Source organism: Shinella sp. GW821-FHT10F02, from assembly GCF_058809275.1.
In genome coordinates this window covers 125,410-150,260 of sequence record NZ_JBXASL010000010.1, presented here as the reverse complement: position 1 = coordinate 150,260, position 24,851 = coordinate 125,410, and the positions used below count along the sequence as shown (strand labels likewise).

General features: G+C 62.6%; 23 protein-coding genes and 1 tRNA gene. 15 read left to right on the top strand and 9 right to left on the bottom strand.

All coding sequences use genetic code 11. The annotated features are described in order from the left end of the window. Window positions 1-80 precede the first annotated feature (80 nt). Window positions 81-908 carry an alpha/beta fold hydrolase gene (locus AC1RWL_RS28005; protein WP_493158546.1) on the top strand — a complete coding sequence of 276 codons (828 nt, stop codon included), beginning with the start codon at window positions 81-83 and terminating at the stop codon, window positions 906-908. A gap of 145 nt (window positions 909-1,053) precedes the next feature. Here the strand turns inward: AC1RWL_RS28005 and AC1RWL_RS28000 are convergent, their stop codons facing one another. From AC1RWL_RS28000 to AC1RWL_RS27985, 4 genes are all read right to left on the bottom strand, one after another. Further along, window positions 1,054-2,109 (bottom strand): porin, encoded by a 1,056-nt coding sequence (locus tag AC1RWL_RS28000; protein ID WP_439630555.1) that lies wholly within the window; start codon window positions 2,107-2,109, stop codon window positions 1,054-1,056. A 717-nt stretch (window positions 2,110-2,826) separates the two neighbouring features. Continuing rightward, window positions 2,827-3,159 (bottom strand): hypothetical protein, encoded by a 333-nt coding sequence (locus tag AC1RWL_RS27995; RefSeq protein WP_493096741.1) that lies wholly within the window; start codon window positions 3,157-3,159, stop codon window positions 2,827-2,829. A 105-nt stretch (window positions 3,160-3,264) separates the two neighbouring features. Continuing rightward, window positions 3,265-3,570 carry a hypothetical protein gene (locus AC1RWL_RS27990; protein ID WP_493096740.1) on the bottom strand — a complete coding sequence of 102 codons (306 nt, stop codon included), beginning with the start codon at window positions 3,568-3,570 and terminating at the stop codon, window positions 3,265-3,267. A gap of 276 nt (window positions 3,571-3,846) precedes the next feature. Continuing rightward, window positions 3,847-3,936 (bottom strand) — tRNA-Ser (locus tag AC1RWL_RS27985). A 258-nt stretch (window positions 3,937-4,194) separates the two neighbouring features. On the opposite strand from AC1RWL_RS27985, the gene AC1RWL_RS27980 reads away from it, so the two are divergent. Then, on the top strand, window positions 4,195-5,307 hold the full coding sequence (locus AC1RWL_RS27980) for a calcium-binding protein (protein ID WP_435265139.1): 1,113 nt from the start codon (window positions 4,195-4,197) through the stop codon (window positions 5,305-5,307). Between the two features lie 85 nt (window positions 5,308-5,392). On the opposite strand, the gene AC1RWL_RS27975 is transcribed toward AC1RWL_RS27980, so the two are convergent. The 3 genes from AC1RWL_RS27975 to AC1RWL_RS27965 form a co-directional block, all read right to left on the bottom strand. Then, window positions 5,393-6,325: a MerR family transcriptional regulator gene (locus AC1RWL_RS27975; protein ID WP_493096739.1), complete on the bottom strand. Its 933-nt coding sequence runs from the start codon at window positions 6,323-6,325 to the stop codon at window positions 5,393-5,395. Between the two features lie 125 nt (window positions 6,326-6,450). Further along, window positions 6,451-9,798, bottom strand: coding sequence for a caspase family protein (locus AC1RWL_RS27970; protein WP_493096738.1), 3,348 nt, complete (start codon window positions 9,796-9,798; stop codon window positions 6,451-6,453). Window positions 9,799-9,895: 97 nt separating this feature from the next. After that, the gene (locus tag AC1RWL_RS27965) at window positions 9,896-11,017 is read right to left on the bottom strand and encodes a Gfo/Idh/MocA family protein (protein WP_493096737.1); all 1,122 of its coding nucleotides are present in this window, start codon (window positions 11,015-11,017) and stop codon (window positions 9,896-9,898) included. A 132-nt stretch (window positions 11,018-11,149) separates the two neighbouring features. On the opposite strand from AC1RWL_RS27965, the gene AC1RWL_RS27960 reads away from it, so the two are divergent. The 5 genes from AC1RWL_RS27960 (at window position 11,150) to iolB (ending at window position 17,804) form a co-directional block, all read left to right on the top strand. Next, window positions 11,150-12,022: a MurR/RpiR family transcriptional regulator gene (locus AC1RWL_RS27960; protein ID WP_256118755.1), complete on the top strand. Its 873-nt coding sequence runs from the start codon at window positions 11,150-11,152 to the stop codon at window positions 12,020-12,022. A gap of 105 nt (window positions 12,023-12,127) precedes the next feature. After that, window positions 12,128-14,050 carry a bifunctional 5-dehydro-2-deoxygluconokinase/5-dehydro-2-deoxyphosphogluconate aldolase gene (locus AC1RWL_RS27955; RefSeq protein ID WP_493096736.1) on the top strand — a complete coding sequence of 641 codons (1,923 nt, stop codon included), beginning with the start codon at window positions 12,128-12,130 and terminating at the stop codon, window positions 14,048-14,050. A gap of 23 nt (window positions 14,051-14,073) precedes the next feature. Then, on the top strand, window positions 14,074-15,924 hold the full coding sequence (iolD, locus tag AC1RWL_RS27950) for a 3D-(3,5/4)-trihydroxycyclohexane-1,2-dione acylhydrolase (decyclizing) (RefSeq protein WP_493096735.1): 1,851 nt from the start codon (window positions 14,074-14,076) through the stop codon (window positions 15,922-15,924). 156 nt (window positions 15,925-16,080) lie between these two features. Further along, window positions 16,081-16,998, top strand: a complete 918-nt coding sequence (iolE, locus tag AC1RWL_RS27945; RefSeq protein ID WP_493096734.1) for a myo-inosose-2 dehydratase — start codon at window positions 16,081-16,083, stop codon at window positions 16,996-16,998. Window positions 16,999-17,009: 11 nt separating this feature from the next. Further along, window positions 17,010-17,804, top strand: coding sequence for a 5-deoxy-glucuronate isomerase (gene iolB / locus AC1RWL_RS27940; RefSeq protein WP_439630534.1), 795 nt, complete (start codon window positions 17,010-17,012; stop codon window positions 17,802-17,804). Between the two features lie 7 nt (window positions 17,805-17,811). Here the strand turns inward: iolB and AC1RWL_RS27935 are convergent, their stop codons facing one another. Then, window positions 17,812-18,840 (bottom strand): extracellular catalytic domain type 1 short-chain-length polyhydroxyalkanoate depolymerase, encoded by a 1,029-nt coding sequence (locus AC1RWL_RS27935; protein ID WP_493096733.1) that lies wholly within the window; start codon window positions 18,838-18,840, stop codon window positions 17,812-17,814. Between the two features lie 229 nt (window positions 18,841-19,069). Between AC1RWL_RS27935 and AC1RWL_RS27930 the strand changes: the two genes are divergently transcribed. The 4 genes from AC1RWL_RS27930 to AC1RWL_RS27915 all read left to right on the top strand — a co-directional run bounded on the left by AC1RWL_RS27930 (window position 19,070) and on the right by AC1RWL_RS27915 (window position 22,723). Then, window positions 19,070-20,293: an acyl-CoA dehydrogenase gene (locus AC1RWL_RS27930; protein WP_256120905.1), complete on the top strand. Its 1,224-nt coding sequence runs from the start codon at window positions 19,070-19,072 to the stop codon at window positions 20,291-20,293. Between the two features lie 225 nt (window positions 20,294-20,518). Next, window positions 20,519-20,875: a hypothetical protein gene (locus tag AC1RWL_RS27925; protein ID WP_493096732.1), complete on the top strand. Its 357-nt coding sequence runs from the start codon at window positions 20,519-20,521 to the stop codon at window positions 20,873-20,875. 132 nt (window positions 20,876-21,007) lie between these two features. Next, complete coding sequence (locus AC1RWL_RS27920) at window positions 21,008-21,439, top strand: PilZ domain-containing protein (RefSeq protein ID WP_439618361.1); 432 nt, start codon at window positions 21,008-21,010, stop codon at window positions 21,437-21,439. Window positions 21,440-21,601: 162 nt separating this feature from the next. Beyond that, window positions 21,602-22,723, top strand: coding sequence for a pyridoxal phosphate-dependent aminotransferase (locus AC1RWL_RS27915; RefSeq protein ID WP_493096731.1), 1,122 nt, complete (start codon window positions 21,602-21,604; stop codon window positions 22,721-22,723). A gap of 80 nt (window positions 22,724-22,803) precedes the next feature. Here AC1RWL_RS27915 and AC1RWL_RS27910 read toward each other — a convergent pair whose 3' ends face one another. Beyond that, window positions 22,804-23,073, bottom strand: coding sequence for an SEL1-like repeat protein (locus AC1RWL_RS27910; protein WP_256120901.1), 270 nt, complete (start codon window positions 23,071-23,073; stop codon window positions 22,804-22,806). A 456-nt stretch (window positions 23,074-23,529) separates the two neighbouring features. Between AC1RWL_RS27910 and AC1RWL_RS27905 the strand changes: the two genes are divergently transcribed. The 4 genes from AC1RWL_RS27905 (at window position 23,530) to AC1RWL_RS27890 (ending at window position 24,800) form a co-directional block, all read left to right on the top strand. Then, entirely contained in the window at window positions 23,530-23,868 is a 339-nt protein-coding gene (locus AC1RWL_RS27905; RefSeq protein ID WP_493096730.1) for a DUF2147 domain-containing protein, read from the top strand. A gap of 154 nt (window positions 23,869-24,022) precedes the next feature. Next, complete coding sequence (locus tag AC1RWL_RS27900) at window positions 24,023-24,202, top strand: hypothetical protein (RefSeq protein WP_493096729.1); 180 nt, start codon at window positions 24,023-24,025, stop codon at window positions 24,200-24,202. A gap of 31 nt (window positions 24,203-24,233) precedes the next feature. Further along, window positions 24,234-24,410 carry a hypothetical protein gene (locus tag AC1RWL_RS27895; RefSeq protein WP_256120898.1) on the top strand — a complete coding sequence of 59 codons (177 nt, stop codon included), beginning with the start codon at window positions 24,234-24,236 and terminating at the stop codon, window positions 24,408-24,410. A gap of 69 nt (window positions 24,411-24,479) precedes the next feature. Further along, window positions 24,480-24,800, top strand: a complete 321-nt coding sequence (locus AC1RWL_RS27890; protein WP_493096728.1) for a YnfA family protein — start codon at window positions 24,480-24,482, stop codon at window positions 24,798-24,800. The last annotated feature ends 51 nt before the right edge of the window (window positions 24,801-24,851 follow it).

Here is a 24,851-nt window from a genome sequence, read left to right as displayed (position 1 = left end):
CGCTTCCTTTCCATCGGTTAGGCGGATGCAGACACATGAGTGAATTCGAAAGCCGTTTCTTCCCAGCCGAAGATGGATTGATGCTTCATGCGCGCGATTACACGACAAAAGCGCAGACCGGACGGCTGCCTCTCATCTGCCTGCCCGGCCTCAGCCGCAACGTGCGGGATTTTCACCAGCTTGCTTTGCTCGTCTCGCAGGATCCCGTCGCACCCCGACGGGTCATCGCGCTCGATTATCGCGGCCGCGGCCTTTCCGGCTATGACGAGACTGCGGCGAACTACAATGTCGCCATCGAATGCCGGGATGTCATCACCGTCTGCACCGCGCTTGGCCTGGAACGCTGCCTTTTCGCAGGCACCTCGCGCGGCGGGCTGATCCTGCATGTCATGGCAGCGATGAAGCCGGACCTTATCGCCGGTGCTATTCTCAACGATATCGGCCCGGAGATCGAGGCGGATGGGCTCAGGGAAATTCGCGACTATCTCTCCGGGCGCTCCGCTCCTGAGAATCTTGATGCAGCCGCCACCCTGCTCCGCGATATTCACGGTGCGTCTTTCCCAGCCCTTTCCCCCGCCGATTGGCGCGACATGGCAGAGGCGATCTACGCGGAAAGGGAAGACCGGCTCGTCCCCGACTATGATCCGAAGCTGACAGACCAGTTGCAGGCCATCGACTTCTCAAAACCCCTGCCGACGCTCTGGCCGCAATTCGAGCTCCTGGCGAAAAAGCCGCTGCTTGTCGTGCGCGGCGAACATTCCCGTCTTTTCACCGACCAGACGCTCGCCCGGATGGCCGCGCAGGCCGCAACGGTCAAAACCGTGATCGCACCGGGCCAGGGCCACGCCCCTCTCCTGCACCACGCCGCCGTCTTCCCATCGGTCCAGGCGTTCCTCGCCGGATTCTGACGGGTCCATAAAATCGCCATCGCCAAAGCCTCACTTCCCGCCATAACGGGAAAAGGTCGTGCGCGTCCAGCCGATACCATGCCGAAAACGAAAAAGACCCAGCTCGAAAGCCGGGTCTCCCATCACTGACAAAAGTCAGATCAGATTAGAACGAACGCTGCAGACGGACGAAGCCCGACCACTGGTCGCCACCGGCGCCCTTGTTGCCAACGCCGTTGTCAACATCCGTGTACTGGAGGCTGATCTTGGTGGTCAGGTCCGTGACGATCGTGTAGTCGAGCGTCAGGCCAGCGCGCCAAGCGTCGCGGCTACCGCGGTAGTCGCCGGAGGCGTCGTAATCAAGCGTGCCCCAGTACTGGAAGCCGGGGGTGATTGCCAGCTTTTCAGAGAGGTTAGCCTTGTACGATGCAGCAACCGACCACTCGGAAGCATCCCAGTAACGGCTTGCGCCCGAAGACCAGACAGCAGCAGCCTGCAGGGTGCCCGGACCAACGTCAGCGGAAACGAGGCCGCGGATGGCGCCGTTTTCGTTGTCGAAGTCATACGAACCGAGCAAGTCAGCGCTTACGGCGCCGAACGAACCGGTGACAACACCCGAGATGCCGAGGCCGTCTTCGAATTCAACGAAGCCCTGCTTTGCGTTGCTGAAGGATTCGAGAGCAACGGTAGCAGCGAAGGCGCCGCCTTCGTACTTGTAGGATACAGCATTCAGCAGCGTGTCGCCGCCGATGATGTTGAAGATGGTGCCGTCGAGAACGTCGGTTTCGCCGTTCAGGCCCTTATCCCATTCCGTGTAGAAGTAACCAGCCTTGAAGCCGCCGAGCTGGATCCATGCGCCGTCAAGGAAGACGTCCTGGTGGGAGTCAGCCTGAAGGTCGATGTGACCGGTCAGCGTGCCAAGCTCGGTGTCGCTCTTGGCGTCGAGCGAGAGGTAACCACGGGTACGAGCGCGGTAGCCCCAGTCGTCGCCGTTCGCGCCAGCGGAGTCTTCAGCGAAGTCTACCTGGAAACGGACGTAGCCGCTGATCTGCAGGCAGGTTTCGGTGCCCGGGATGTAGAAGTAACCCGTGCCGAATGCGTCGCAAACGCGAACATATTCCAGCGGCTCGGGCTCGGCAGCAACGATAGCGTCGGCAGCCTGGGCGCCGGATACTGCTGCGAGTGCAGCAGCGGAGCCGATAAGAAGGCTCTTGATGTTCATTTCTGACCTCCAGTCAAAAAGTTTCAAACGGGTCTGGGTTTTTTGCTGAAGGACAGCGTTCCCTGCCCCATCCCCAAGTTCAGGAAGCGGACGATCAACCGCCCCTGCTTCCGAACCTGAAAATACAAGACGCGCTTCCGTAAGCAATCTCCAAACTGAAAGGAGGTGGTGTTTGTGTCAGCCTTCGCCACGCGCTGTTGCGCAAAGGACACAAAATGGCGGACCGGATCGCTAAAAGTTTATGGATCCTTAACAAAAGGCCTTATGAAGCGGGCACTTAGCCCGGCAGCACAGCTGTATAACCCTGCCTTAGACCGGGCGAAATAAGGGCAAAGGCCGCACTTTGACGTGGCGGAGACGCATTTTCCCATGTCCGTTTGTTATCGCCGCCAGCCCGGCGCGGCCGGAAGTGGGAATCGGCAGCGGTGGTTTTCAAAGTCGATTCGGGTGATTCAAGCAGCGGATTCTTGAGTCGATGATCGAAGGGTCTCCAGCGCACACGAGCGACGCCGACCACCCCGGCAGCAAGAAACCGCCCGCCCTACCTTATATAGACTGGCAACGCCCATCGTCCGCAGCGTCATCAGTCGGCCGGCGGGTGATCGTCATTCCGGATAATGAGGAATTCTATCTTCTTGGTTTTGGCCGGCGATTTTGTCGCGAAGGACCATGCTTGCGGCGGGACAAATAATCGTCAGCCGTGGCACCACCGTGTGGTTACCGCGCTTTGGCGTAAATCATGATCGCGAAGCCCACGCCCATGCCGATATAACAAACCCAAGTCAGCACCTCCTGCCAGCGCTTGGGGGTCAGACGATGGATTTCCTCGTCTCCGGGACCGCCGTTGCGCGTCTGGAGCCCGAACAGGCCGAGCGTGCGGTGGGTGGCCTCGTGATCGATCCTCGTGTCCTTTATCGTTCCGCCGATGATGCGCCCGAGCAGATAGCGCTTCATGCCTGCGATAAACGACCCCAGGAAGAATGTGTTGAGGGTGAAGGAGAACGCCAGGAGTATGGCAAGCCCGATGAAGAACAAGATCCAGTCGTTCATATGCGCGTTCGCCCCCGGCTTACCATCGTTTTAGGGACACGGCCGATCTTGCCGATGTATTCGGATGGGCAGGGCTTTTTAGGGCGGCCTTTTCGGCCCCGCCGGTTAACGGGACGCTGCGCGACCTGAAGGTGGTTCGGGAGAGAGTGTCGTGTCGGGAAGAGGCGCGGAAACGACGTCCGGAGCGGCGGGATATCGCGGACGGTCCACTTTATATTGAAACGCTTCGATCTCGGCGTCTGAAAAGCGCCCTTGATGGCGAAGTTCCGTCATCGTCATGGCGATCAGTTCGCTATCCGTAGCGTGCTGCCCGTCCTGTCCAGGGAGGTTCGCACCGTTCAGGGGTATGACGGCCAGCAACTCGTGGCCGCCGCCACTGGCTTTATAGGCTCGGACGACAATTTCCTGCATGCCTGTCTCCATAGAGGTGAGCAGCACTACAGACGGCACGTTCCGGCCACCCAATCTATTCTCCCTCGAATGGACAATTTGAGACGGGGGCAAAGCTGGCGGCGCATAGCTCGAAACGAATCGGACACCGAGCGGTGGGAATTCGACCAGAGCGATGGGACACAGGGCTGCGCGGCGTCGCTAGCTGTGAAGATGTGAACAACAGATACATGAAGTTGGGAAGCGCTTTAGCCATCCGTAATCAGATAGCAAAATCCATACGCTAGGGGGCATGACTGGCGGAGAAGAAGGGATTCGAACCCTCGATACCGTTTCCGGTATACTCCCTTAGCAGGGGAGCGCCTTCGACCACTCGGCCACCTCTCCGCTCGCGGTCCTGATAGGGCCAAAGCCCTCACGGATCAAGAGCTTTTTCGATTTTTCACGCAATCAGGCGCTTTATACATATCGTGGCTTCCCGCGGGCCGGAACGGCTTGGAATCGGCATGACCGGCCCTCACCCTCACAAATTTTCACCCATTGGCCTCGAAAATGCCTTCTGTCTCCCCACTTTGTTCAAGAGCGGTTCAGCTTGCCGGCGCTAAAAGTCGGGCAACAGCAGATGAATGAGAAAGGAACGAGGACATGGCGTTTGTATATAAGGGCACGAACGGCGATGATTACGTCGTCCAGAACTCGCGCACCGAGGTTGAAATCTACACCTATGGCGGCGATGACGAGATTGTTCTGAATCGGACCGATAGCCGTGGCGGCCTCAACTATGTGGAAGCCGGTAGCGGCGACGACCTCGTGCGCAACAGCTTCGAAGGCGGCAACGACATCTTCCTCGGCTCCGGCAACGACATCTACAAACACAGCGGCGCGGCCAAGGCGAGCGGCGAATATGACGTCGTCAGCGGCGGCGATGGCAATGACCGGTTCGAAGTGAAGACGCTCGCCAGCGACTACAAGGGCGACGCCGGCAACGACACCTTCTATTCCGTCGGCTACCGCAATTCGTTCAATGGCGGCTCCGGCACCGACACGGTCAACTATTCGCTGCAGGATTCGAGCAGCGAAGAAGGCCGCGGCATCTATGTCGACCTCGATGAGGGTTTTGCCCGCGCCGTCAGCGGCCGCAACGAGGAGCTCCGGAGCATCGAGAATGCGACCGGCACCAACTCTAACGACACGCTGATCGGCACTGGCGGCAACAATATCCTGCGCGGCGGCAATGGCAACGACCAGCTCGAAGGCCTCGGCGGCAATGACCGGCTCTATGGCGGTGCCGGCAAGGACGTCATCTATGGCGACAGCGGCAATGACGACCTCTATGGCGACAGCGGCAACGACCGCCTCTACGGCGGCTCGGGCAATGACGACCTGGTCGGCGGCTCCGGCAACGATCTGCTGGTCGGTGACAGCGGCAACGACTTCCTCGTTGGCGGCTCCGGCGCCGATACGTTCCGCTTCCTACGCACCTCCGACAGCAAGGTCGGCTCGCAGCGCGACGTCATCGACGACTTCAAGCCGGATAGCCAGGACGACGTGATCGACCTGCGCGACATCGACGCCAGGACCGACAGAAGCGGCAACAACTCCTTCACCTTCATCGGCAAGGACGCGTTTTCCGGCACATCGGGCGAACTGCGCTACTCCGGCACCATCATCTCCGGAGACGTCAATGGCGATGGCCGGGCGGATTTCGAGATTGACGCGGGCCTGACGCGCTACTATTCGAACGACTTCCTGCTCTAAGCTCCGCCCCCGGCACAGGGGGCGCTCCCGAGCTTGTCATGCCGCACGCGCCAGCAACGCGTGCGGCATTTCTCATTTCAGGGCCTTACTTTAGCGGCACCGGCAAGGCGCGCAGCGCGTCGTTCAGCCAGGCCCAGACCCTGTCCGGTTCGGCCGAATCATTTTCCCCACGCAGAAGCGCCAGCAGGTGCCGGTAGCGACCCATGCGGCCGGATTGTTTTTCATACTGGGCGAAGTGCCAGTCGAGAAAGGTGCGATCCGGCTCGCGCGCCATCGCACGCGCCGAATCATCGAGCCAGGCAGCGGCGATCGCCTGTGCCTCCGCCGCCTGCGGCGATATCCCTTTCGCGATGGCCGCCTGGACGGCCTCATAGGTCTTGAGCGCGGCGTCGCGGTAGGCGGCCGGGTCGAAGGCGCCGGTCCAGAAGGTTGCCATCTCCGTCTTGAGGTCGCGGGCGAAATCCTCGTCCTCCAGCATGTCGGCAAGTTCCGTCCAGGCGGCGATCTGGTCCGGCGTCGGGTCGTCCGGCAGGTCGGGAACGCTCGTCTCGATCATCCGGCGGCGCCAGTCCTCGTCCATCGCGGCGCCTTCGGCGATCCGCTCGACAAAACGTTCGACGAGGGCGTGCATGTCTTTGTTGCTTCGGTTTGCCATGGTCCAAAACCTCCTCAGGTCAGCATCGGCAGGGTTCGGGAGGCGAAGCGTTGCACGCAGCACGGCGGCCATCCGGCGCCTTGCCGCTATTTCCGTTTCGAGAATGGCGAGCCGGGCCTGCAATACGTCCGCAAGGCTCAGCCGGCGGCCGATCAGCTTGCCGATGGCGGCAAGGCCGACGCCCGCTTCGCGCAGCGCGCGGATGAGGTCCAGTCTCGCCGCATCCGTCTCGCTGTAGATGCGATAGTTGCCGGCCGAGCGGTCGCTCGGCAGCAGGCCCTTGTCGGAATAATAGCGGATGCGGCGGACGGATTGCCCCGAAAGCCGCGCCAATTCGCCGATCGTGTAAAACTTCGCTCCCATGGCATCCCCACTACGGCCTCCACCCGGTGGAGGGTCAAGGACCGATTCGCACGGATTTGCGCCGGCCAAACGAAAACCGCCAGCGACGGTTGTCGCTGGCGGTTTCTTGGCGGTGCTGATCCGTGTCAGGTGCGGGCGGCGAGACGGTCGATAGCGTTCTGCGTCGATGCGCCGAAATCGCCGTCGATCGGGCCGTTGTAATAGCCGCGCTGCTTGAGGATCGACTGGAACTCCTTGCGGAACTGCGGCGTGAAGTTTGCCGGAGACCCCTTGAGCTCCTGGAGCTTGCCCTGGTCGCCGCCTTCGACGCTGGCAGCGGCCCAGCGGGCAGCTTCCTTGGCGTTGGCGCGCGTGCCGAGGCCGTGGTCGAAGAGGCGGGACAGGTTGCCCATGGCGTAGGTGTTGCCACCGTTTGCCGCCTTCTCGTACCAGTCGCGGGCCTGGGCATAGTCCTGCGTCACGCCGTTGCCGACGTCGTAGAGCCAGCCGATCGAGGCCATCGAATAGTAGTCGTTGAAGGCGGCTGCCTTCTCGTACCACTTGCGGGCTTCGACATAGTCGACCGCGACGCCGAGGCCGGACTGGTAGGCATAGCCGACGGAGGACATCGCATTGACGTCGCCGCCTTCCGCACCCTTCATGTACCAGTCGAGCGAGACGGTGTAGTCGCGCGTCGTGCCGAGGCCTTCACGGTAGAACCAGCCCATCGTGGCCTGCGCATTGGCGTAACCCTGTTCGGCGCCCTTGCGATACCACTTGATGGCCTCGTCATAGTCCTTGCGCGTGCCGTTATAGCCTTCGCGGTAGAGCCAGCCGAGGGAGGCCTGGGCATAGGGGTTGCCGGCATTCGAGGCCTGCTCGAACATGCGGGTGCCCTTGGCCATGTCGACCGGGCCATCCGTGCCGTAGATCGAATACCAGGCAAGGTTGGTCAGGGCGTAGAGGTTCCCCTCGTCGGCGGCCTTCTGGTAGTGCTCACGCGCCTTGGAGAAGTTCTTCGCGGCGTCGTGGGCACGGCCCAGCATGTTGCGGATCGAGTTGTCCGACGGATTGGCATTGAGCGCCGCTTCGCAGACCGGGATCGCGCGGCCATAGTCGATCTGCGCGAAGAGCTTTCCGAGGAAGCCCGGGCGCAGGTTCGGTTCGCCGGCAAGTTCGTAGCACTGGTCGGCATCCGAACCGGAGAGCGTGACCGTCGACTGGCTGTTGTCGGTGGTGGTGGTCGTCGTCGACGACAGCGACGAGCTGTCGTTGCGACCGGCGGCCAGCTTGTCGATCGCGGCGAGCGTTGCCGCGCCGAATTCGCCATCGGAAGAACCGCTGTAATAACCGCGTTCCCTCAGAAGGTTCTGCATTTCCTTGCGGAAGGCGACCGTGAAGTTGCCGGGGGTTTCCTTCAGCTCCTTCAGCTTTGCCTGATCGCCGCTTTCGACGCTGCCAGCCGCCCAACGAACGGCTTCCTTGGCGTCTGCCGGCGTGCCGAGACCCTGGTCGTAAAGGCGCGACAGGTTGCCCATGGCGTAAGCGCTGCCGGCGTTGGCGGCCTTCTCATACCAGTAACGGGCTTCGACATAATCCTGCTTCACGCCGTTGCCGACGTCATAGAGCCAGGCGAGCGAGGCCATCGAGTAGGAGTCGCCGATATTGGCGGCCTTCTCGTACCAGACCTTGGCTTCCGCATAGTCCTGCGCCGTGCCGAGGCCGTTCTGGTATGCCCAGCCGAGCGAGGACATGGCATTGGCATCGCCGGCATCTGCTGCCTTGCGATACCAAGTCAGCGACTGGACATAATCCTGCGAGACGCCGAGGCCTTCGCGGTAGAACCAGCCCATGGTCGCCATGGCATTGGCATAACCCTGGTTGGCCGACTGCTGATACCACTTCACCGCTTCGTTATAGTCCTGGCGCGTGCCGCCATAGCCTTCGCGGTAGAGCCAGCCGAGCGATGCCTGGGCGTAGGAGTTGCCGGCGATCGAGGCCTTCTCGAACATCGACAGGCCCTTCGGCACGTCGATTGGGCCGTCCGTGCCATAGACCGAGAACCAGGCAAGGTTGGTGAGCGCATACATGTTGCCGAGCTCGATCGCCTTTTCGTAATTGCGACGGGCTTCGACATAGTTGCGGTCGGCGTCGTGCGCGCGGCCGAGCAGGTTCACCAGCATGCCGTCGGACGGGTTCTCGTTGACGGCCTGCGCGCAGGCCGAAAGCGCCCGCTTGGCATCGATCTTCAGGAAGTTGACGCCGAGGAAGCCCGGCAGCGACTGCGGTTCGCCGGCAAGCAGGAAGCAATCCCGCGAGGCCGCCGTCTCCTTGGAGGCGAGATCGACGCTGAGCCCCTTCTTGGGTTCAAGCGCGGCGATCAGCTGTTCGGCGCTCGCGCGATGCGAGCTGTCGGGATAACGCTCGATGAAGCGCTGGAGCGCTGCCGCATCCGTCGATTCCTTCAGGGCGTCCCAGGCGATCGCTGCGGCGTCCTGGCCATCGTTCTGCGTGGCCTCCTGGAGGCTGGCGAGCTTCTTTTCCGCCAGCATCTTGTAGACGGGATCCTTGCCGTGCTTCGCGATGAAGGCGGCGATCAGGTCTTCGTCGGCGAGGTCGCGGATGTTCTGCCAGTCGGCAGCCGCTTCGGACTGGCCGTTCGGCGAGACCTCCTGCGTGTTGCCGCTGTTGGTGACGTTGATGTTGACTTCCTTGATGTTCAGGAAGATCTGCGCGCCACCGAGCGAACCGTAGACGAAGGGCTCCTGCTCGCGGTTGGTGGCTTCCACCACCTCGTCGCGCACCTTGCCGAGCGCGATGCGCACGTCGAGGCCAGGCTCCGTCAGGTATTTCGAAAGTGCCGTGGCAAACGGGCTGTTCTTGCCCTCGCCGTCAAGCGCGACCGTGCCTGCCTTCGAGGCGAAGGCGATCAGCGTATCGGCCGATTCGGGTTCGACGCGGGCGAGGCCGCGGGTCACGGCACGGGTGCCGATCGAGCGCGTCATCGACTGCGAGAACGGATTGTTGCGGCAGGCATCGAGGATGAAGAGCTTCAGCTTCTTGGCGCCTTCGAGCGAACGCTGCACGCGATCGATCGCCACGCTCTCGTCCTCGACGTCGCGGTCGCTCTTCAGCGCCGCATCGACGGGGATGAGGTAGTTGACCCCGTTCATCTCCATGGCGTGGCCGGAATAATAGACCACCGCCATATCCGCATCGGCAGACTCATCCTCAAACTCGCGCAGCGCCTTCACCATGGCGCCGCGGTCGAGATCGAGCACAGTCTTGACGGAATCGAAACCCGCTGCCTCGAACGAGGCGCGCATAAGCTCCACATCGTTCGCGGGGTTGTTGAGCTGGGCCGTCTCTTCGTATTTCTGATTGCCTATCAGCAGTGCAACGCGTTTCGCCTCTGCGGCGCTCACATTGAACACGATGACAGCAATCGAGACGAAGAGGACCGGCGCCCAGCGTCTCTGCATTTGCTTTAACATGCCCATCCCTCCGGCATTATTGCCGAGAGTATTACGTATGGCCCTCGCCGTTTCAATGAGGAGGCGACCGGATTTTTTTGGCCCGGTCGCCAGAAATTCATTCTGTGGCAATTTCCACCCAGCGGGCCTCGCGGAAAGATTGTGCCATGGCGTGCACGGATTTCTCGATGCGCAGGCCATGGTTGAAATCGATGGAATGCGACGCCATGCCCGCGATTGCGGCGATCAGCTCGCGGCATTCGATGACTTTCAGGTCGTTGAAGCCGAGGCCGTGGCCTGGGGCCGGAATGAACCGGTCATAGGGCTTGTGGTGCGGCGCCGTCAGGACTGTGGAAAAGCCCTGTTCGCTCGCCCTGCCCTCGGTCGTGTAGAGCTGGAACTCGTTCATGCGCTCCTGGTCGAAGAGGATCGTGCCCTTCGAGCCATAGACCTGCAGCGCAATGCGGCCCTTGCGGCCCCAGGCGGAGCGGTTCGCCATCAGCACGCCGGAAATGCCGCCGGGAAGGCGCATCAGGACGCTGGCGATATCGTGGTTTTCGACCTCCCGGCGGCCGCCATCCTTCAGCGGGCGGTCGGCATAGGGTTTTGCCAGCGACGCGATCACCGCCTCGACATGGCCGAACAGGCTCCACAGCAGCGAGAGCGGATGCACCGCGAAATCGTCGAGCGCGCCATAGCCGGAGGACGCCTCGCTCTTCCAGTAGAAGGCGGCTTCCGGATCGGCCATGAAGTCCTCGTCCATCTCGACGCGCACATGGTTCACCGTGCCGATGACGCCCTCGTCCAGCAGCGAGCGGATGTGCCGCATCACCGGGTTCTGGATATAATTGTAGCCCATGACGGCGACCTTGCCGGAGGAGCGCTGGGCGGCGAGCATGCGCTCGGCATCGGCAAAGGCCGGCGCCATCGGCTTTTCGCACCAGACATGTTTGCCCGCTTCCAGCGCCGCGATCGCCATGTCGGCGTGGAACTGGTTCGGCGTGGTGACGGAGATCACGTCGACCTCCGGATCGGCCAGCAGGTCGCGCCAGTTGGCGGTCGATTTCGCAAAGCCGAATTCGCGGGCGCGGCTTGCCGCAAGCTCCGCATTGGCCTCGGCCAGATGCACGAGGCGCGGGCGGTCGACATCGCCGAACACCGTGCTGACATTGTTCCAGGCGAGCGCATGGCACTTGCCCATGTAACCCGTACCGATCAGTCCTATGCCGAGGGCCTTCATGCCGTCTCCTCCATCCGCTATATCGTTTAGACCATGTGTAACCGGAAAGATTTGGAACGAAAACTATCTTTTCCGATAATATGGAATATTTATTTCATTTGTAGCAGAATGGCCGCGTGAGGAGAGACATCCATGAGCAACAGCGAAGCGGCCCTGACGCGCGTACCCCGCGATTTCGACAGCCTGCGCAGCGTCATCATCGAGCGCAAGGCGACCATGCCGAAGCGGCTGGCGCAGGTGGCGGCCTATGCGCTCTCCAACCCGGACGACATGGCCTTCGGCACCGCGGCGAGCATCGCGACGGCCGCCGACGTGCAGCCTTCGACGCTGGTACGCCTGGCCCATCACCTCGGTTACGAGGGCTTTTCCGACCTCCAGAACGTTTTTCGCGCCCGGTTGCGCGACCGCACACTGTCTTATGAGGAGCGGCTGCTGTCGCTCGAAGCGGCTCCCGCGGCCAACAGCGACACGGAGCTGCTTTCCGGCTTCCTGACGGCGGCAAGCCAGTCCGTCGCGCGGCTGGCGAGCACCATCGACGGCGATATCTTCTCCAAATCCGTCGAACTTCTCGCGCAGGCCGAGACCATCTATCTCGTCGCCAAGCGCCGCTCCTATCCGCTGACGGCGCACATCGCCTATGCCTTCGGCAAGCTCGGCATCCGCCACCAGATCCTTGCCTCGCCCAACGGCATCGATCCGGAAATTGCCCAGTTCGCGACGCGCAAGGATGCGGTGATCGCCGCAAGTTTTGCGCCCTATGCCGCCGATAGCCTTGCCCAGGCGCAGGAACTGGCGAGCCGCGGCGTGCCGATCGTCGCCATCACGGATTCGGTCTTTTCGCCGCTCGCCACCTCCGCCACCCACTGGTTCGAGGTGTCCGAGGCAGATTATGCCGGTTTCCGCTCGCTCTCCGCCTCCATGGCGCTAGCCATGGCGCTGCCGGTCGCGATTGCCGAAAAACGCCGCAGCATGCGGCGCTCCCCCAAACGAAATGGTGCGGAATAGAAACGGAATGAATATTCCGAATTGACAGAATAATGGAATTCATGTTTCATTTTCCCAACGTACCGCCGCGCTGAGATGGCGGCGCCGCGAGACCGGGAGGAAGACATGCCGCACCTTGACCAGGACAGGACGCTCGACGTCATTACGATCGGCCGCTCGTCCGTCGACTTGTACGGCCAGCAGCTCGGCACGCGCCTTGAAGACACCGCCTCCTTCGCCAAGTCCGTCGGCGGCTGCCCGGCCAATATCGCGATCGGCACCGCCCGCCTCGGGCTCAAATCCGCGCTCATCACCCGCGTCGGCGACGAGCAGATGGGCCGCTTCATCCGCGAACAATCCGCCCGCGAAGGGGTGAATGTCGAGGGCATCCGCACCGACAAGGATCGCCTCACCGCGCTCGTTCTGCTCGCCATCGAATCCGAAGGCGTCTCGCCGATGATCTTCGTGCGCACCGACTGTGCCGACATGGCGCTCGACGAGGGCGACGTGGACAATGCTTTTGTGCGCTCCTCCCGCGCCGTGCTGGTCTCCGGCACGCATTTTTCGCGGCCCAACACCGAGGCCGCGCAGCGCAAGGCGATCCGCATCGCCAAGGAATCGGGCGGCAAGGTGATCTTCGACATCGACTATCGCCCGAACCTTTGGGGCCTCGCCGGCCATGCGGAGGGTTTCGAGCGTTATGTGAAATCGGACCGCGTCTCCGCCATTCTGAAATCCGTGCTGCCGGACTGCGACCTGATCGTCGGCACCGAAGAAGAGATCATGATCGCATCGGGCGCCGACGATGTGCTGTCCTCGTTGAAAGCCATCCGCGCCGTTTCGCCGGCCACCATCGTGCTGAAACGCGGCGCCATGGGCTGCATCGTCTATGACGGGCCGATTTCGGACGACCTGGAAGACGGCGTGGTCGGTGATGGCTTCCCGATCGAGGTCTATAATGTGCTGGGTGCAGGTGACGCCTTCATGTCCGGCTTCCTGCGCGGCTGGCTGAAGGGCGAGGACCACAAGACCTCCGCGACCTGGGCCAATGCCTGCGGCGCCTTCGCCGTCTCCCGCCTGCTCTGCTCGCCGGAATATCCAAGCTGGGAAGAGCTCACCTTCTTCCTGAAGAATGGCAGCAAGCACCGCGCCTTGCGCAAGGACGAGGCGATCAACCACATTCATTGGGCGACCAACCGCAAGCAAGGCGACATTCCGCTCCTGATGGCGCTCGCCTGCGACCACCGCATGCAGCTCGTCGATGTCGCCGATGAACTGAAGGTGCCGCACGAAAAAATCTCCGAGTTCAAGCGGCTGACCGTCAAGGCCGCAGCGCGCGTCGCCGATGGCCGGCCGGGTTACGGCATGCTGATCGACGAGCGTTTTGGCCGCGACGCCTTCTTCGATGCCGCGACGCAGAATTTTTCCTGGCTTGGCCGCCCGGTCGAGCTGCCGGGCTCCAAGCCGCTGCGCTTCGAGTTCAGCCAGGATATCGGCTCGCAGCTTGTAGAATGGCCGCTCGACCATTGCATCAAGTGCCTGTGTTTCTACCATCCGGACGATCCGGCTGCCCTCAAGAAAGAACAGCAGGAGAAGCTGCGCACGCTTTTCGAAGCCGCACGCCGCGTCGGGCGCGAGTTGTTGATCGAGATCATCGCCGGCAAGAACGGGCCGCTCAAGGATGACACCGTGTCGACGGCGCTTCAGGAACTCTACAATCTCGGCATCAAGCCGGACTGGTGGAAGCTGGAGCCGCAGGCGTCTGCCGGCGCATGGCGGAACATCGAGGCCGTGATCGCCAAAAATGATGCTTATTGCCGTGGTATCGTGCTGCTCGGCCTGGAAGCGCCGACCGAGGACCTGGTCAAGGCCTTCGAGGCGACGAAGGTGGCACCGTCCGTGAAGGGCTTTGCCGTCGGCCGCACGATCTTCGTTGATGCCGCCCGCGCCTGGATGAGCGGCAAGATGGATGACGAGGCAGCGATCGCCCAGATGGCCGGCCGCTTCCGCGAGCTGACCGACGCCTGGCTTCGCACGCGCGGTCTGTGAATAAAGAGTTTGGGAGGAATACCATGGGCAAGACGATCCGGCTGACGATGGCGCAGGCCGTCGCGCATTTCCTGAAGGCACAGATGACGGTCGTCGACGGCAAGAAACAGCCGATCTTCGCGGGCGTCTGGGGCATTTTCGGCCACGGCAACGTCGCGGGCATGGGGGAAGCGCTCTATCAGGTGCGCAACGAGCTACCGACGTTGCGCGCCCATAACGAACAGGGCATGGCGCACGCCGCCGTCGCCTTCGCAAAGGCCAGTTTCCGCCAGCGTTTCATGGCCTGCACGACCTCGATCGGCCCCGGCGCGCTGAACATGATCACTGCCGCAGGCGTGGCGCATGTCAACCGCCTGCCCGTGCTGTTCCTGCCCGGCGACGTCTTCGCCAACCGCATTCCCGATCCTGTCCTCCAGCAGATCGAGAACTTTGGCGATGGCACCGTCTCGGTGAACGATGCCTTCCGCTGCGTCTCGCGCTATTTCGACCGCATCACTAGGCCCGAGCAGATCATTCCGGCGCTGAAGCGCACCATGCAGGTGCTGACCGACCCGGTCGATTGCGGCCCGGTGACGCTGTCTCTCTGCCAGGATGTGCAGGCGGAGGCCTATGACTATCCGGCAAGCCTGTTCGAGGAAAAGGTCTGGACGCACCGCCGCCCTCGCCCCGACACCGATGAACTCGCCTCGGCCATCGCCACGCTGCGCAAGGCGGAGCGGCCGCTGATCATCGCCGGCGGCGGAGTGCTCTATTCGCAGGCGACGGCCGAACTCAAGGCCTTTGCCGGCATGCATGGCATTCCGGTCGCCGTCACCCAGGCCGGCAAGTCGGCGCTGCCGGACGATCATCCGCTCTGCATGGGCTCGATCGGCGTCACCGGCACGTCTGCCGCAAATGCCTTTGCGGAAGAGGCGGATGTCATCCTCGCCGTCGGCACGCGCATGCAGGATTTCACCACCGGTTCCTGGGCGCTGTTCAAGGGTGAAGGCGTCAAGATGATCGGCCTCAACACCGTCGCCTTCGATGCCACCAAGCACGACAGCCAGCCGCTCGTCGCCGATGCGCGTGAGGGGCTGACGCTGCTCTCCGAAGCGCTCGGCGGCTGGAAGGCCTCCGCCTCGGTGGAGGCGGCGGCCAAGAGCCGCAAGCAGGAATGGATGGCAGCCGTGAAGAAGGCGACCGCGGCCACCAATGCGGACCTGCCCTCCGATGCGCAGGTCATCGGCGCGGTGCAGCGCTCGATCGGTGGTGACAATTCGGTTCTCGTCTGCGCCGCCGGCGGCCTGCCGGGCGAGCTGCACAAGCTGTGGCAGGCGCACAAGCCGGGCGGCTACCACATGGAATACGGCTTTTCCTGCATGGGCTACGAGATTGCCGGCGGCCTCGGCGTCAAGCTGGCGCGGCCGGAGGCGGATGTCGTCGTCATGGTCGGCGACGGCTCCTACATGATGATGAATTCCGAGCTCTCGACCTCCATCATGCTCGGCCAGAAGCTGACGATCGTCGTGCTCGATAACCGCGGCTATGGCTGCATCAACCGGCTGCAGATGGCCACCGGCGGCGCCAACTTCAACAACCTCCTGAAGGACTCGATGATCGAGATGATGCCCGACATCGATTTCCGCGCGCATGCCGAGAGCATGGGGGCGGTCGCAGTCAAGGTCTCCTCCATCGCCGACCTCGAAACCGCCATCCAGAGTAGCAAGGGCAACGACCGCACCTCGGTGATCGTGATCGACACGGACCCGCTGGTCACGACGCAGGAAGGTGGCCACTGGTGGGATGTGGCGGTGCCTGAAGTGAGCCCGCGCACGGAGGTCAACAAGGCGCGCGAGGCCTATGAGAAAGCGCGCGCGGCGCAGACCGTCGGTTAGCACACACAGACCACCCCTCCCCGTCATCCTCGGGCTTGACCCGAGGATCCATGCCGCGGGATGTGGATCCTCGGGTCAAGCCCGAGGATGACGAAGGAGAGGGAGGCAGAAACAATGACAAGGGAGGCCGGTGCCTCCACCCAAGGAGATTTTGAGATGAAAGCCAAACTCGGCATGTCGCCCATCGCGTGGTGGAACGACGACCTTCCGGAGCTCAGCGACGATGTGTCCCTGGAGGAATGCCTGCGCCAATCGCGCAGCGCAGGCTTCACCGGTATGGAGAAGGGCCGCCGCTTTCCGGAAGATCCCGCCGTCATGCTGCCGATCCTGCGCGCGGCCGATGTGACGCTGTGCGGCGGCTGGTTCTCCGGCACGCTGGTCGACGAGGAGCTGGCAGTTAACAAGGACCGCATCGCGCCGATGATCGAGCTTTTCAAGGCGGTCAACGCGCCCTGCATCGTCTATGGCGAAGTCGGCCGGTCCATCCAGGGCGACCGCTCCAGGCCGCTCGCCACCAAGCCACGCCTTTCCGACGACGAGATGAAGGTCTATGGCCGCCGTCTTACGGAATTCGGCGAGTGGTGCGCAGAACAGGGCATGCCGCTCTCCTATCACCACCACATGGCCGCGGTCGTGGAGACCGAGCCGGAACTCGACGCCTTCATGCGCGCGTCCGGCGAAGGCATTCCGCTGCTGCTCGATGCCGGGCACCTGGCCTTTGCCGGCGGCGACGTGCTGCGCGCCATCGACAACCACCACGCCCGCATCAACCATGTGCATGTCAAGGATATCCGCCAGGCCGTGGTGGATGGGCTGGATCGCAGCAAACAGTCCTTCCTCGATGCGGTGGCGCTCGGCGCCTTTACCGTGCCGGGCGACGGCTCGCTCGATTTCGGCGCGATCGTCCAGCGGCTGGCGGACCATGGTTATGAAGGCTGGTTCGTCGTGGAAGCTGAGCAGGACCCGCGCAAGGCACCGCCGCAGAAAATGGCCGAGGTCGGCTATGCGGAACTGATGCGCGTGATGACCGCCGCGGGTTATACCGTGGAGACGGAAGGTTTTCCGAAAGGATAAGGAACAAGCCCATGCCGAACCTGCTCGTAAAACCGGAAGGCGCGCATGGCCGCGTCAGCCATGTGACGCCGGAAAGCGCCGGCTGGACCTATGTCGGCTTCGATATGCACCACATGCGGCCGGGCGAGATTCTCTCCGCCGAAACGGGGAGCCGCGAGGTCTGCCTCGTCTGGATTTCCGGCAAGGGCAAGGCGACGGCCAGCGGCCAGGATTTCGGCGTGCTCGGCGAGCGCATGAGCCCTTTCGAGGGCGCGCCGCATGCACTCTATATACCGGCGGATTCCAACTGGTCGGTGACGGCGGAGACCGATCTCGAACTTGCCGTCTGCTCGGCGCCGGGCGGCGGTGACTTCAAGGCCAAGGCCATCCCGCCGGGCACACATCCCAAGGTCAGCCGCGGCAAGGGCTCGAACGTCCGCCACGTCTACAACATCATGCCGGAAAACGATGATTCGGCGCATTCGCTGCTCGTCGTGGAAGTCATCACGCCGAGCGGCAACACTTCGTCCTACCCCTCGCACAAACACGACCAGGACGACCTGCCGAACGAAAGTTTCCTCGAAGAAACCTACTACCACCGCCTCAACCCGCCGCAGGGTTTTGCCTTCCAGCGCGTCTATACGGACGACCGCTCGCTCGACGAGGCGATGGCGGTGGAGGATCGTGACGTGACACTGGTGCCCAAGGGCTACCACCCCTGCGCCACCATCCACGGCTACGACCTCTATTATCTCAACGTGATGGCGGGGCCGAAGCGCGTGTGGAAGTTCCACAACGCCAAGGAACACGAGTGGCTGCTCGCCTGAGCGGCCACTAACGCTTCCATTTGCGTGTGAGGCCCCATTCCTTGGCGATGTCCAGTGTCGAGGAGAAGCCGGCTTCCAGCATGAAGGGCTCGGCGGAGGTGGCGTAGCCGCCGCCCTCGCCGCGGGCGACCGGCGTGCCGTGGCCCATACCGTCGATCTCGTGCAGGGTGACGAGCGGCTTGCCGTCCTTGTCCGGCCAGATGCGCGTGCGGCGGCCTTTCATGCGCTTTTCGACGAAGGCTTCCTTGGGCAGGCGGTAGAGATCGCGCCATTGCTCGACCAGCGCATATCCGTTCGAGAGCGCCACCGTCTCGTCCGCCGTGCCATGCCAGATCGAAATGGCCGGTTTGCGGGCGATGCTCGGCGAAACCGTGCGCACCAGATCGCTCCATTCGTCGGCCGTGCGATCGGGCGCCTCGGCCATGGCGTCGAAGGCGCGGGTGGCGTCGCGTGCGGCGCCGAAGGGCAGGCCGGCGATGATCGCGCCACCGGCAAAAACCTCCGGATAATTGGCGAGCATGGCGGCGGTCATCGCGCCGCCGGCGGAAAGGCCGGTGATGAAGGTGCGCTCCGGGTCGCTTGCCGCCCGCTCGGCCGTGTGCGCCAGCATCTGGCGGATCGACATCAGCTCGCCGCGGTCGCGCGTCACTTCGCTCGGCCGGAACCAGGTAAAACAGAGACCCGGATTGTTCGCCTCGCGCTGCTGGGCATAGACGACGGCAAAGCCGCGCTCCTCGGCAAGCGAGGCCCAGCCGGCAGCGCGATCATAGCTCTCGGCACTCTGCTGGCAGCCGTGCAGCACCAGCACGAGCGGGCGCCCGGCGGGCAAGCCGTCCGGAATATGCTCGAACATGCGCAGCCCGCCGGGATTGCTGCCGAACCCCACCACTTCGGTGAGCGTGGAAGATCCTGCCGGCCGCCGTCGGGCGGCGGGTGCCTTGCGTTCCGGTTCGCGGGAAAACGGCCAGAACAGATCGCTCAGCCGGGCTTCGGTCGGCACCAGCCGCTCGACCGATCGCTTGAAACGGTCTCGCATGCTTGGCCTCCTCGTGGGGGAATTGCTCATTGTCAGATTACTTGCTCATGCGAAGGGGCAGGATCAAGGCGGAAATGGAGAAATACATGGAAAGCTCATTCTCCAGGCTCATGAGGGCATTCATAAATAGCCAAAGCGTCGGCCTGCCCATTTCGTTCCCGGCCTTTCGGAGACGGACCACCTGATGTAGCACTTCTGCAACGACAAAACCGCGACAGGATGGAAGCACATGAGCGAGCACCACAGCGCCACTCCGGAACAGGCCCGCGCCAAGATGGCGCCCTTCGACTGGGCCGACCCCTTCCTGCTCGAAGACCAGCTGACCGATGAAGAGCGCATGATCCGCGATACGGCGCGCGCCTATTGCCAGGACAAGCTCGCCTCGCGCGTCACCGAGGCGAACCGCCACGAGATCTTCCACCGCGAGATCATGAGCGAGATGGGCGAACTCGGCCTGCTCGGCCCGACCGTGCCGGAGGAATATGGCGGCGTCGGCGCCAACTACGTTTCCTACGGCCTCGTCGCCCGCGAAGTCGAGCGCGTCGATTCCGGTTATCGCTCCGCGATGTCCGTGCAGTCCTCGCTCGTCATGCACCCGATCTTCGCCTATGGCACGGAAGAGACCCGACAGAAGTATCTCCCCAAGCTCGCTTCCGGCGAATGGGTCGGCTGTTTCGGCCTGACGGAGCCGGACCATGGCTCGGACCCCTCCTCCATGATCACCCGCGCCAAGAAGGTCGATGGCGGTTACCTCGTCTCGGGCGCCAAGAACTGGATCACCAATTCGCCGATCGCCGATGTCGCCGTCGTCTGGGCGAAGTCCGACGCGCATGACAACAAGATCAAGGGTTTCGTGCTGGAACGCGGCATGAAGGGTTTCGAGACGCCGAAGATCGAGGGCAAGTTCTCGCTGCGCGCCTCCGTCACCGGCATGATCATGATGCAGGACGTCTTCGTTCCCGATGAAAATCTGCTGCCGGAAGTTTCGGGCCTTGCCGGTCCGTTCGGCTGCCTCAACCGTGCGCGCTACGGCATCGCCTGGGGCGCCATGGGTGCGGCCGAATTCTGCTGGCATGCCGCGCGCCAGTACACGCTTGACCGCAAGCAGTTCGGCAAGCCGCTCGCTGCCACCCAGCTCATCCAGAAGAAGCTCGCCGACATGGAGACCGAGATCTCGCTCGGCCTGCAGGGCGCGCTGCGCCTCGGCCGCCTGTTCGACGAGCACCGGGCACCGGCCGAACTCATCTCGCTGATGAAGCGCAACAATTGCGGCAAGGCGCTCGACATTGCCCGTGTGTCGCGCGACATGCATGGCGGCAACGGCGTTTCCGACGAATATGGCGTCATCCGCCACGTCATGAACCTCGAAGCGGTCAACACCTACGAGGGCACGCACGACATCCACGCGCTGATCCTCGGCCGCGCGCAGACGGGCCTCCAGGCTTTCCAGTAAGACGGCCTCCCCCACCCACCAACGTCATCCTCGGGCTTGACCCGAGGATCCACGCAGCACTCGTGGCATGGATGGTCGGGTCAAGCCCGACCATGACGGAGGAGAGGTTTCAAGACAGGATCGAAATTCCCGCTGCTGCTCGTTCAAATACGAGCAGCAGCGTTCACGTTTTATCCATCCCGTTTCGGTACAGTTGAAACCCGGAAACAGAAGCGGGAGGGCGCCATGCCCCTCGACAGCATGCACGAGCAGCTTCACCTGCGTCACCCCAAGCGCAGCTTCGTCCAGTATCGCATCGACAAGCCCGGTTTCATCACTTCGATCGGCCATCATCTCAGCACGGCGATGCGCTATACCTGCCTCATCCGCAGCATTTCCAGCGCCGGCGCGGTGCTTTCCATCAACAAGGCGCTGGAACTGCCGGAGAATTTCTACCTGGAGATCCACGGCATCCGCGACGAGATCCCCTGCACGGAATTCAAGCGCGACGGCGAGGAACTGGTGGTGCGCTTCAACATGTTCCTCGATACCGATTTCCTCGATCTCGTGCTCGGCCGCCACACGGAAAAGCATGACGCCTGAAGGCGGCAAGCACCAAAAAACCGGACGATTAAACTTTTAAGTTTTTGTTTTAACGAAACAAAATACTCGCCTGCGACACTCCTGCCATCTCTGTCGGACATGACGTCCACCCCCTTTGGGAGAAAAGCGGCAATGAGTGACGACGACACGAAGCGCTCCAGCGGGGGCCTTTACGAGCGGAAGTGGGAGCGTTTCGCGGTCAACCGGCAGGGCATGCTGATGACTGTCGGCTTCGACCTGATGGCGCCGAAGACGCGTAGCTGCAAGCTCGTGGACATTTCGGTCGGCGGCGCGAGCTTCACCGTGAACACCACGATCGGCCTGCCGCTGCATTATTATCTCTCCATCGTCGGCGTCACGTCACGCATCGGCTGCGCGGAAGTCTACCGCAACGACAACCGCATCGGCGTGCAGTTCATCAAGGAGATCGACGAGGAACTGCTGCGCCTGATCGTGCGCTCCGACTATTTCACCGGCGGCATCACCGGCAAGTCGAAGCAGCCGGAGCGGCGCTACATGGTGGGCGTCGAGAAGAAGAGCGGCGTCGGCTCGGCCATCGGCTGATCGGGTCAGCCTGTGGCTGACCGGGTCAGCCCTCGGCTGATCGTTTCGTCTTTGTTTATTATTGGCTAGGGTGCCCGCGGGAGAATCGATTCCGGCGGGCTTTTCGTGCGGCTGGCCGGCAAGCGGAAATCCCGACCGTTCCATCGATCCCAGGCGCTGTTCATGTCCGCATTCTCCCGCTTCACCGCCCTCGCCCAGACCCTGCCCTCGACGGTTCCCTTCGTCGGGCCGGAAGCGATCGAACGCAACCGCGGCCTTGCCGTGCGCGCCCGCATCGGCGCGAACGAAAGCGGCTTCGGCCCCGCCCCCTCCGTGCTGGAGGCGATGCGCAGAGCGGCGGAAACGACCTGGATGTACAGCGATCCGGAGAATTTCGAGCTGCGCGAGGCGCTTGCCCTGCACCACGGCATTTCGCGCGACAATATCGCGGTCGGCGGCGGCATCGACGGGCTGCTGGGCGAGATCGTGCGGCTGGTCATCGAGCCGGGGGCGGCGGTGGTAACGTCGCTCGGCGGCTATCCCACCTTCAATTATCATGTGAACGGTTTTGGCGGCCGGCTCGTCACCGTGCCCTATGTCGCCGACCGGGAGGACCTCGACAGCCTGCTTGCCGCCGTGCGCCGGGAAAATGCGCCGCTCGTCTATTTCGCCAATCCGGACAATCCGATGGGAAGCTGGTGGGATGCCGACAACGTCGTCTCCTTCGCGCGCGCACTACCGGAAACGACCCTGCTCATCCTCGACGAGGCTTATGGCGAGACGGCGCCGGCGGGCACCATTCCCTCGATCGATGCGCTGATTGGCCAGCCGAACGTGCTGCGCATGCGCACCTTCTCGAAGGCCTACGGCCTTGCCGGCGCGCGGATCGGCTATGCGATCGGCACGCTCGGCAATGCGCAGGCCTTCGACAAGATCCGAAATCATTTCGGCATGGCCCGGGTTTCGGTCCAGGCGGCGCTCGCCGCGCTGGAGGACCAGGCCTATCTCTCGGACGTCATCGCCCGCATTGCCGCATCCCGCGAGCGCATCTCGCAGATCGCGTTTTCCAACGGCTTGTCTCCGCTCGCCTCCGCCACCAATTTCGTCACCATCGATTGCGACCGCGACGGCACCCACGCCCGCGCGATCGTCGATGGGTTGATGGAACATGGCGTCTTCATCCGCATGCCGGGCGTCGCCCCCCTCAACCGATGCATCCGCATCAGCGTCGGGCCGCAGGACGATATGGCGTTGCTCGAGGAAGCTTTGCCGCAGGTCTTGAAGCGAGTAGCGAATAGTGAGTAGCGAATTGGGGAAGGTGCCGCTTCGGCGGTCTTCTTGCACTTCCCCTATTCGCTACTCCCCACTCGCTGTTCGCCCCTCATTCAGTGAACCGTCATCCACTCGCGGGCGGCGCGCAGCGCCAAAGCGAGGTCGGTCTTGGTCATCGTCGCGGCGAGGTCGGCGCGCAGTTCTGCGGCGCGTTCACAACCCTTGATCGCAGCGATGTTGAGCCACTTGTGGGCCTGCACCACGTCGATGTCGCAGCCGCGACCCGTGGCATACATCAGGCCCATGTCGCAGAAGGTTTCAGCGCGGCTCTCGCCGCCCGTCATGGCGGCCGTTTCGGTATTCTGAAAGTCAAAGCGTGCCATTTCGATTGTCCCTGTCTAACTGGTTTACTGCTTGTAGTATCCTGTTTTACCTGCCCTTTCGGGCCTCCTCGGGCGCCTGCCGTCTTATGCGGCTTTGGTCTTCCTTCAGAGTTTTGCCGGCCGGTTTTTCCGTGCTCGTCTTATGGCTCCACTATGCCGGCGGGGCTTCAAAATGCGCTTAAAATGCATGCTTAATTTGAGACAAACAAAGTCCAAACGCTTGGTAAATTTGGGTTTTCGTTAAACATCGCAACCGCTGGAAACCGGCGCATTCGTCTAAAAATTTACGGATTGTTCAACCGGCGATTTCAACCTTTTGATAACCACGCAAAACGGTCGGGTTTTTCCAGCCGGCAATTTTCGCCGTTTCCCGGCGCAGGAATCCGGCTCCCGAACATATTTACCTTTACGTCCGCGTAAGATATCTTCCGGCTCTCGTTCTGGAGGAGGAAGAGAATGAAATTGAAGACATGGATCGCCGCCGTCCTGTTCGTCGTTCCGGGGGTTGCACTTGCGGCCGAGCCGATCGAGGGCAACTGGAAGACCGCCAGCGGCGAGACCGCGGCGATCGCCAAGTGCGGCGGCAGTTTCTGCATCACGCTGAAGACCGGCAAACATGCCGGCAAGCGCATCGGCAAGCTGGACGGTTCCGGCGCCGACTATACCGGCTCGATCACCGACCCGGCGGCGGACAAGACCTATAGCGGCTCCGGTGCCGTCAGCGGCAATTCGCTGAAGATGAAGGGCTGCGTGCTGAAGGTGCTGTGCAAGTCGCAGACCTGGTCCAGGCTCTGAACCAAACGGTCGAAGCTAAAAGCCGGCGCCCGCAAGCGCCGGCTTTTTTGTTTTCGGAAAAGTGCATTCACAGTCTTCCTGAACGGGAGATGAACCCACCTCTCAGGGAGCGTTCAGTCCCGCGGTGCAAAAAGGGTCACACCGAAACATTTGAATGAGGGACACACCAATGGACATCCTCGCACGCCGCCTCACGATCATCACCCTGCTGATGGCCATTTTCGCGATCATGCTCGCCGCCGCCGTCGAGACCGACTACCGCCGCAGCACGCACAACACCACCGGCAAGCTGGTGGCCTGCTCTGCCCCGCAGATGTGCCGCGCCTCGCTCTGATCCCGACTTCTTCGACGTCTGGAAACCCGCAATGATCCCCGCCCTTCTCCACACTTCAGCCACCGCGCTGCGTATCCTCGCCCTCTCGGCGATGATGATCGCTCCGGTCGGTGCGCTTGCCTGGAGCAATGCGGGCGGTCTCGGCATCGAAAAGCAGGGCGCAGGCCTCGTGCTTTTCGTGACACTCCAGCGCCAGTCGATGAGCTGAGACTGCACTTCCCGCCCCATGAATCCGTGCTAAACCGGGCAGGCTTTCGCCAATAGCCCGGAGCACCGGATGAAACCCCTTCTCGTCTTTTCCGTCGCCGCATTTGCCGAAATCGCCGGCTGCTTCGCCTTCTGGGCCTGGTGGCGGCTAGACAAATCCGTGCTCTGGCTCGTGCCCGGCATGGCGTCGCTGGCGCTTTTCGGCTGGCTTCTCACCCAGGTCGACAGCGCCTTTGCCGGCCGCGCCTATGCCGCCTATGGCGGGGTCTATATCGCAGCCTCCCTCCTCTGGCTGTGGTTTGCCGAGGGCATGCGGCCGGATCGTTTCGATGTCGCGGGTGCTGCCCTTGCGCTCGTCGGCGCCGGCATCATTCTCGCGGCACCGCGATAGGGCCTGTGGGCGTCTCCAAGTTGTCGTTTGCTTGTAAAAAACAACGCACTA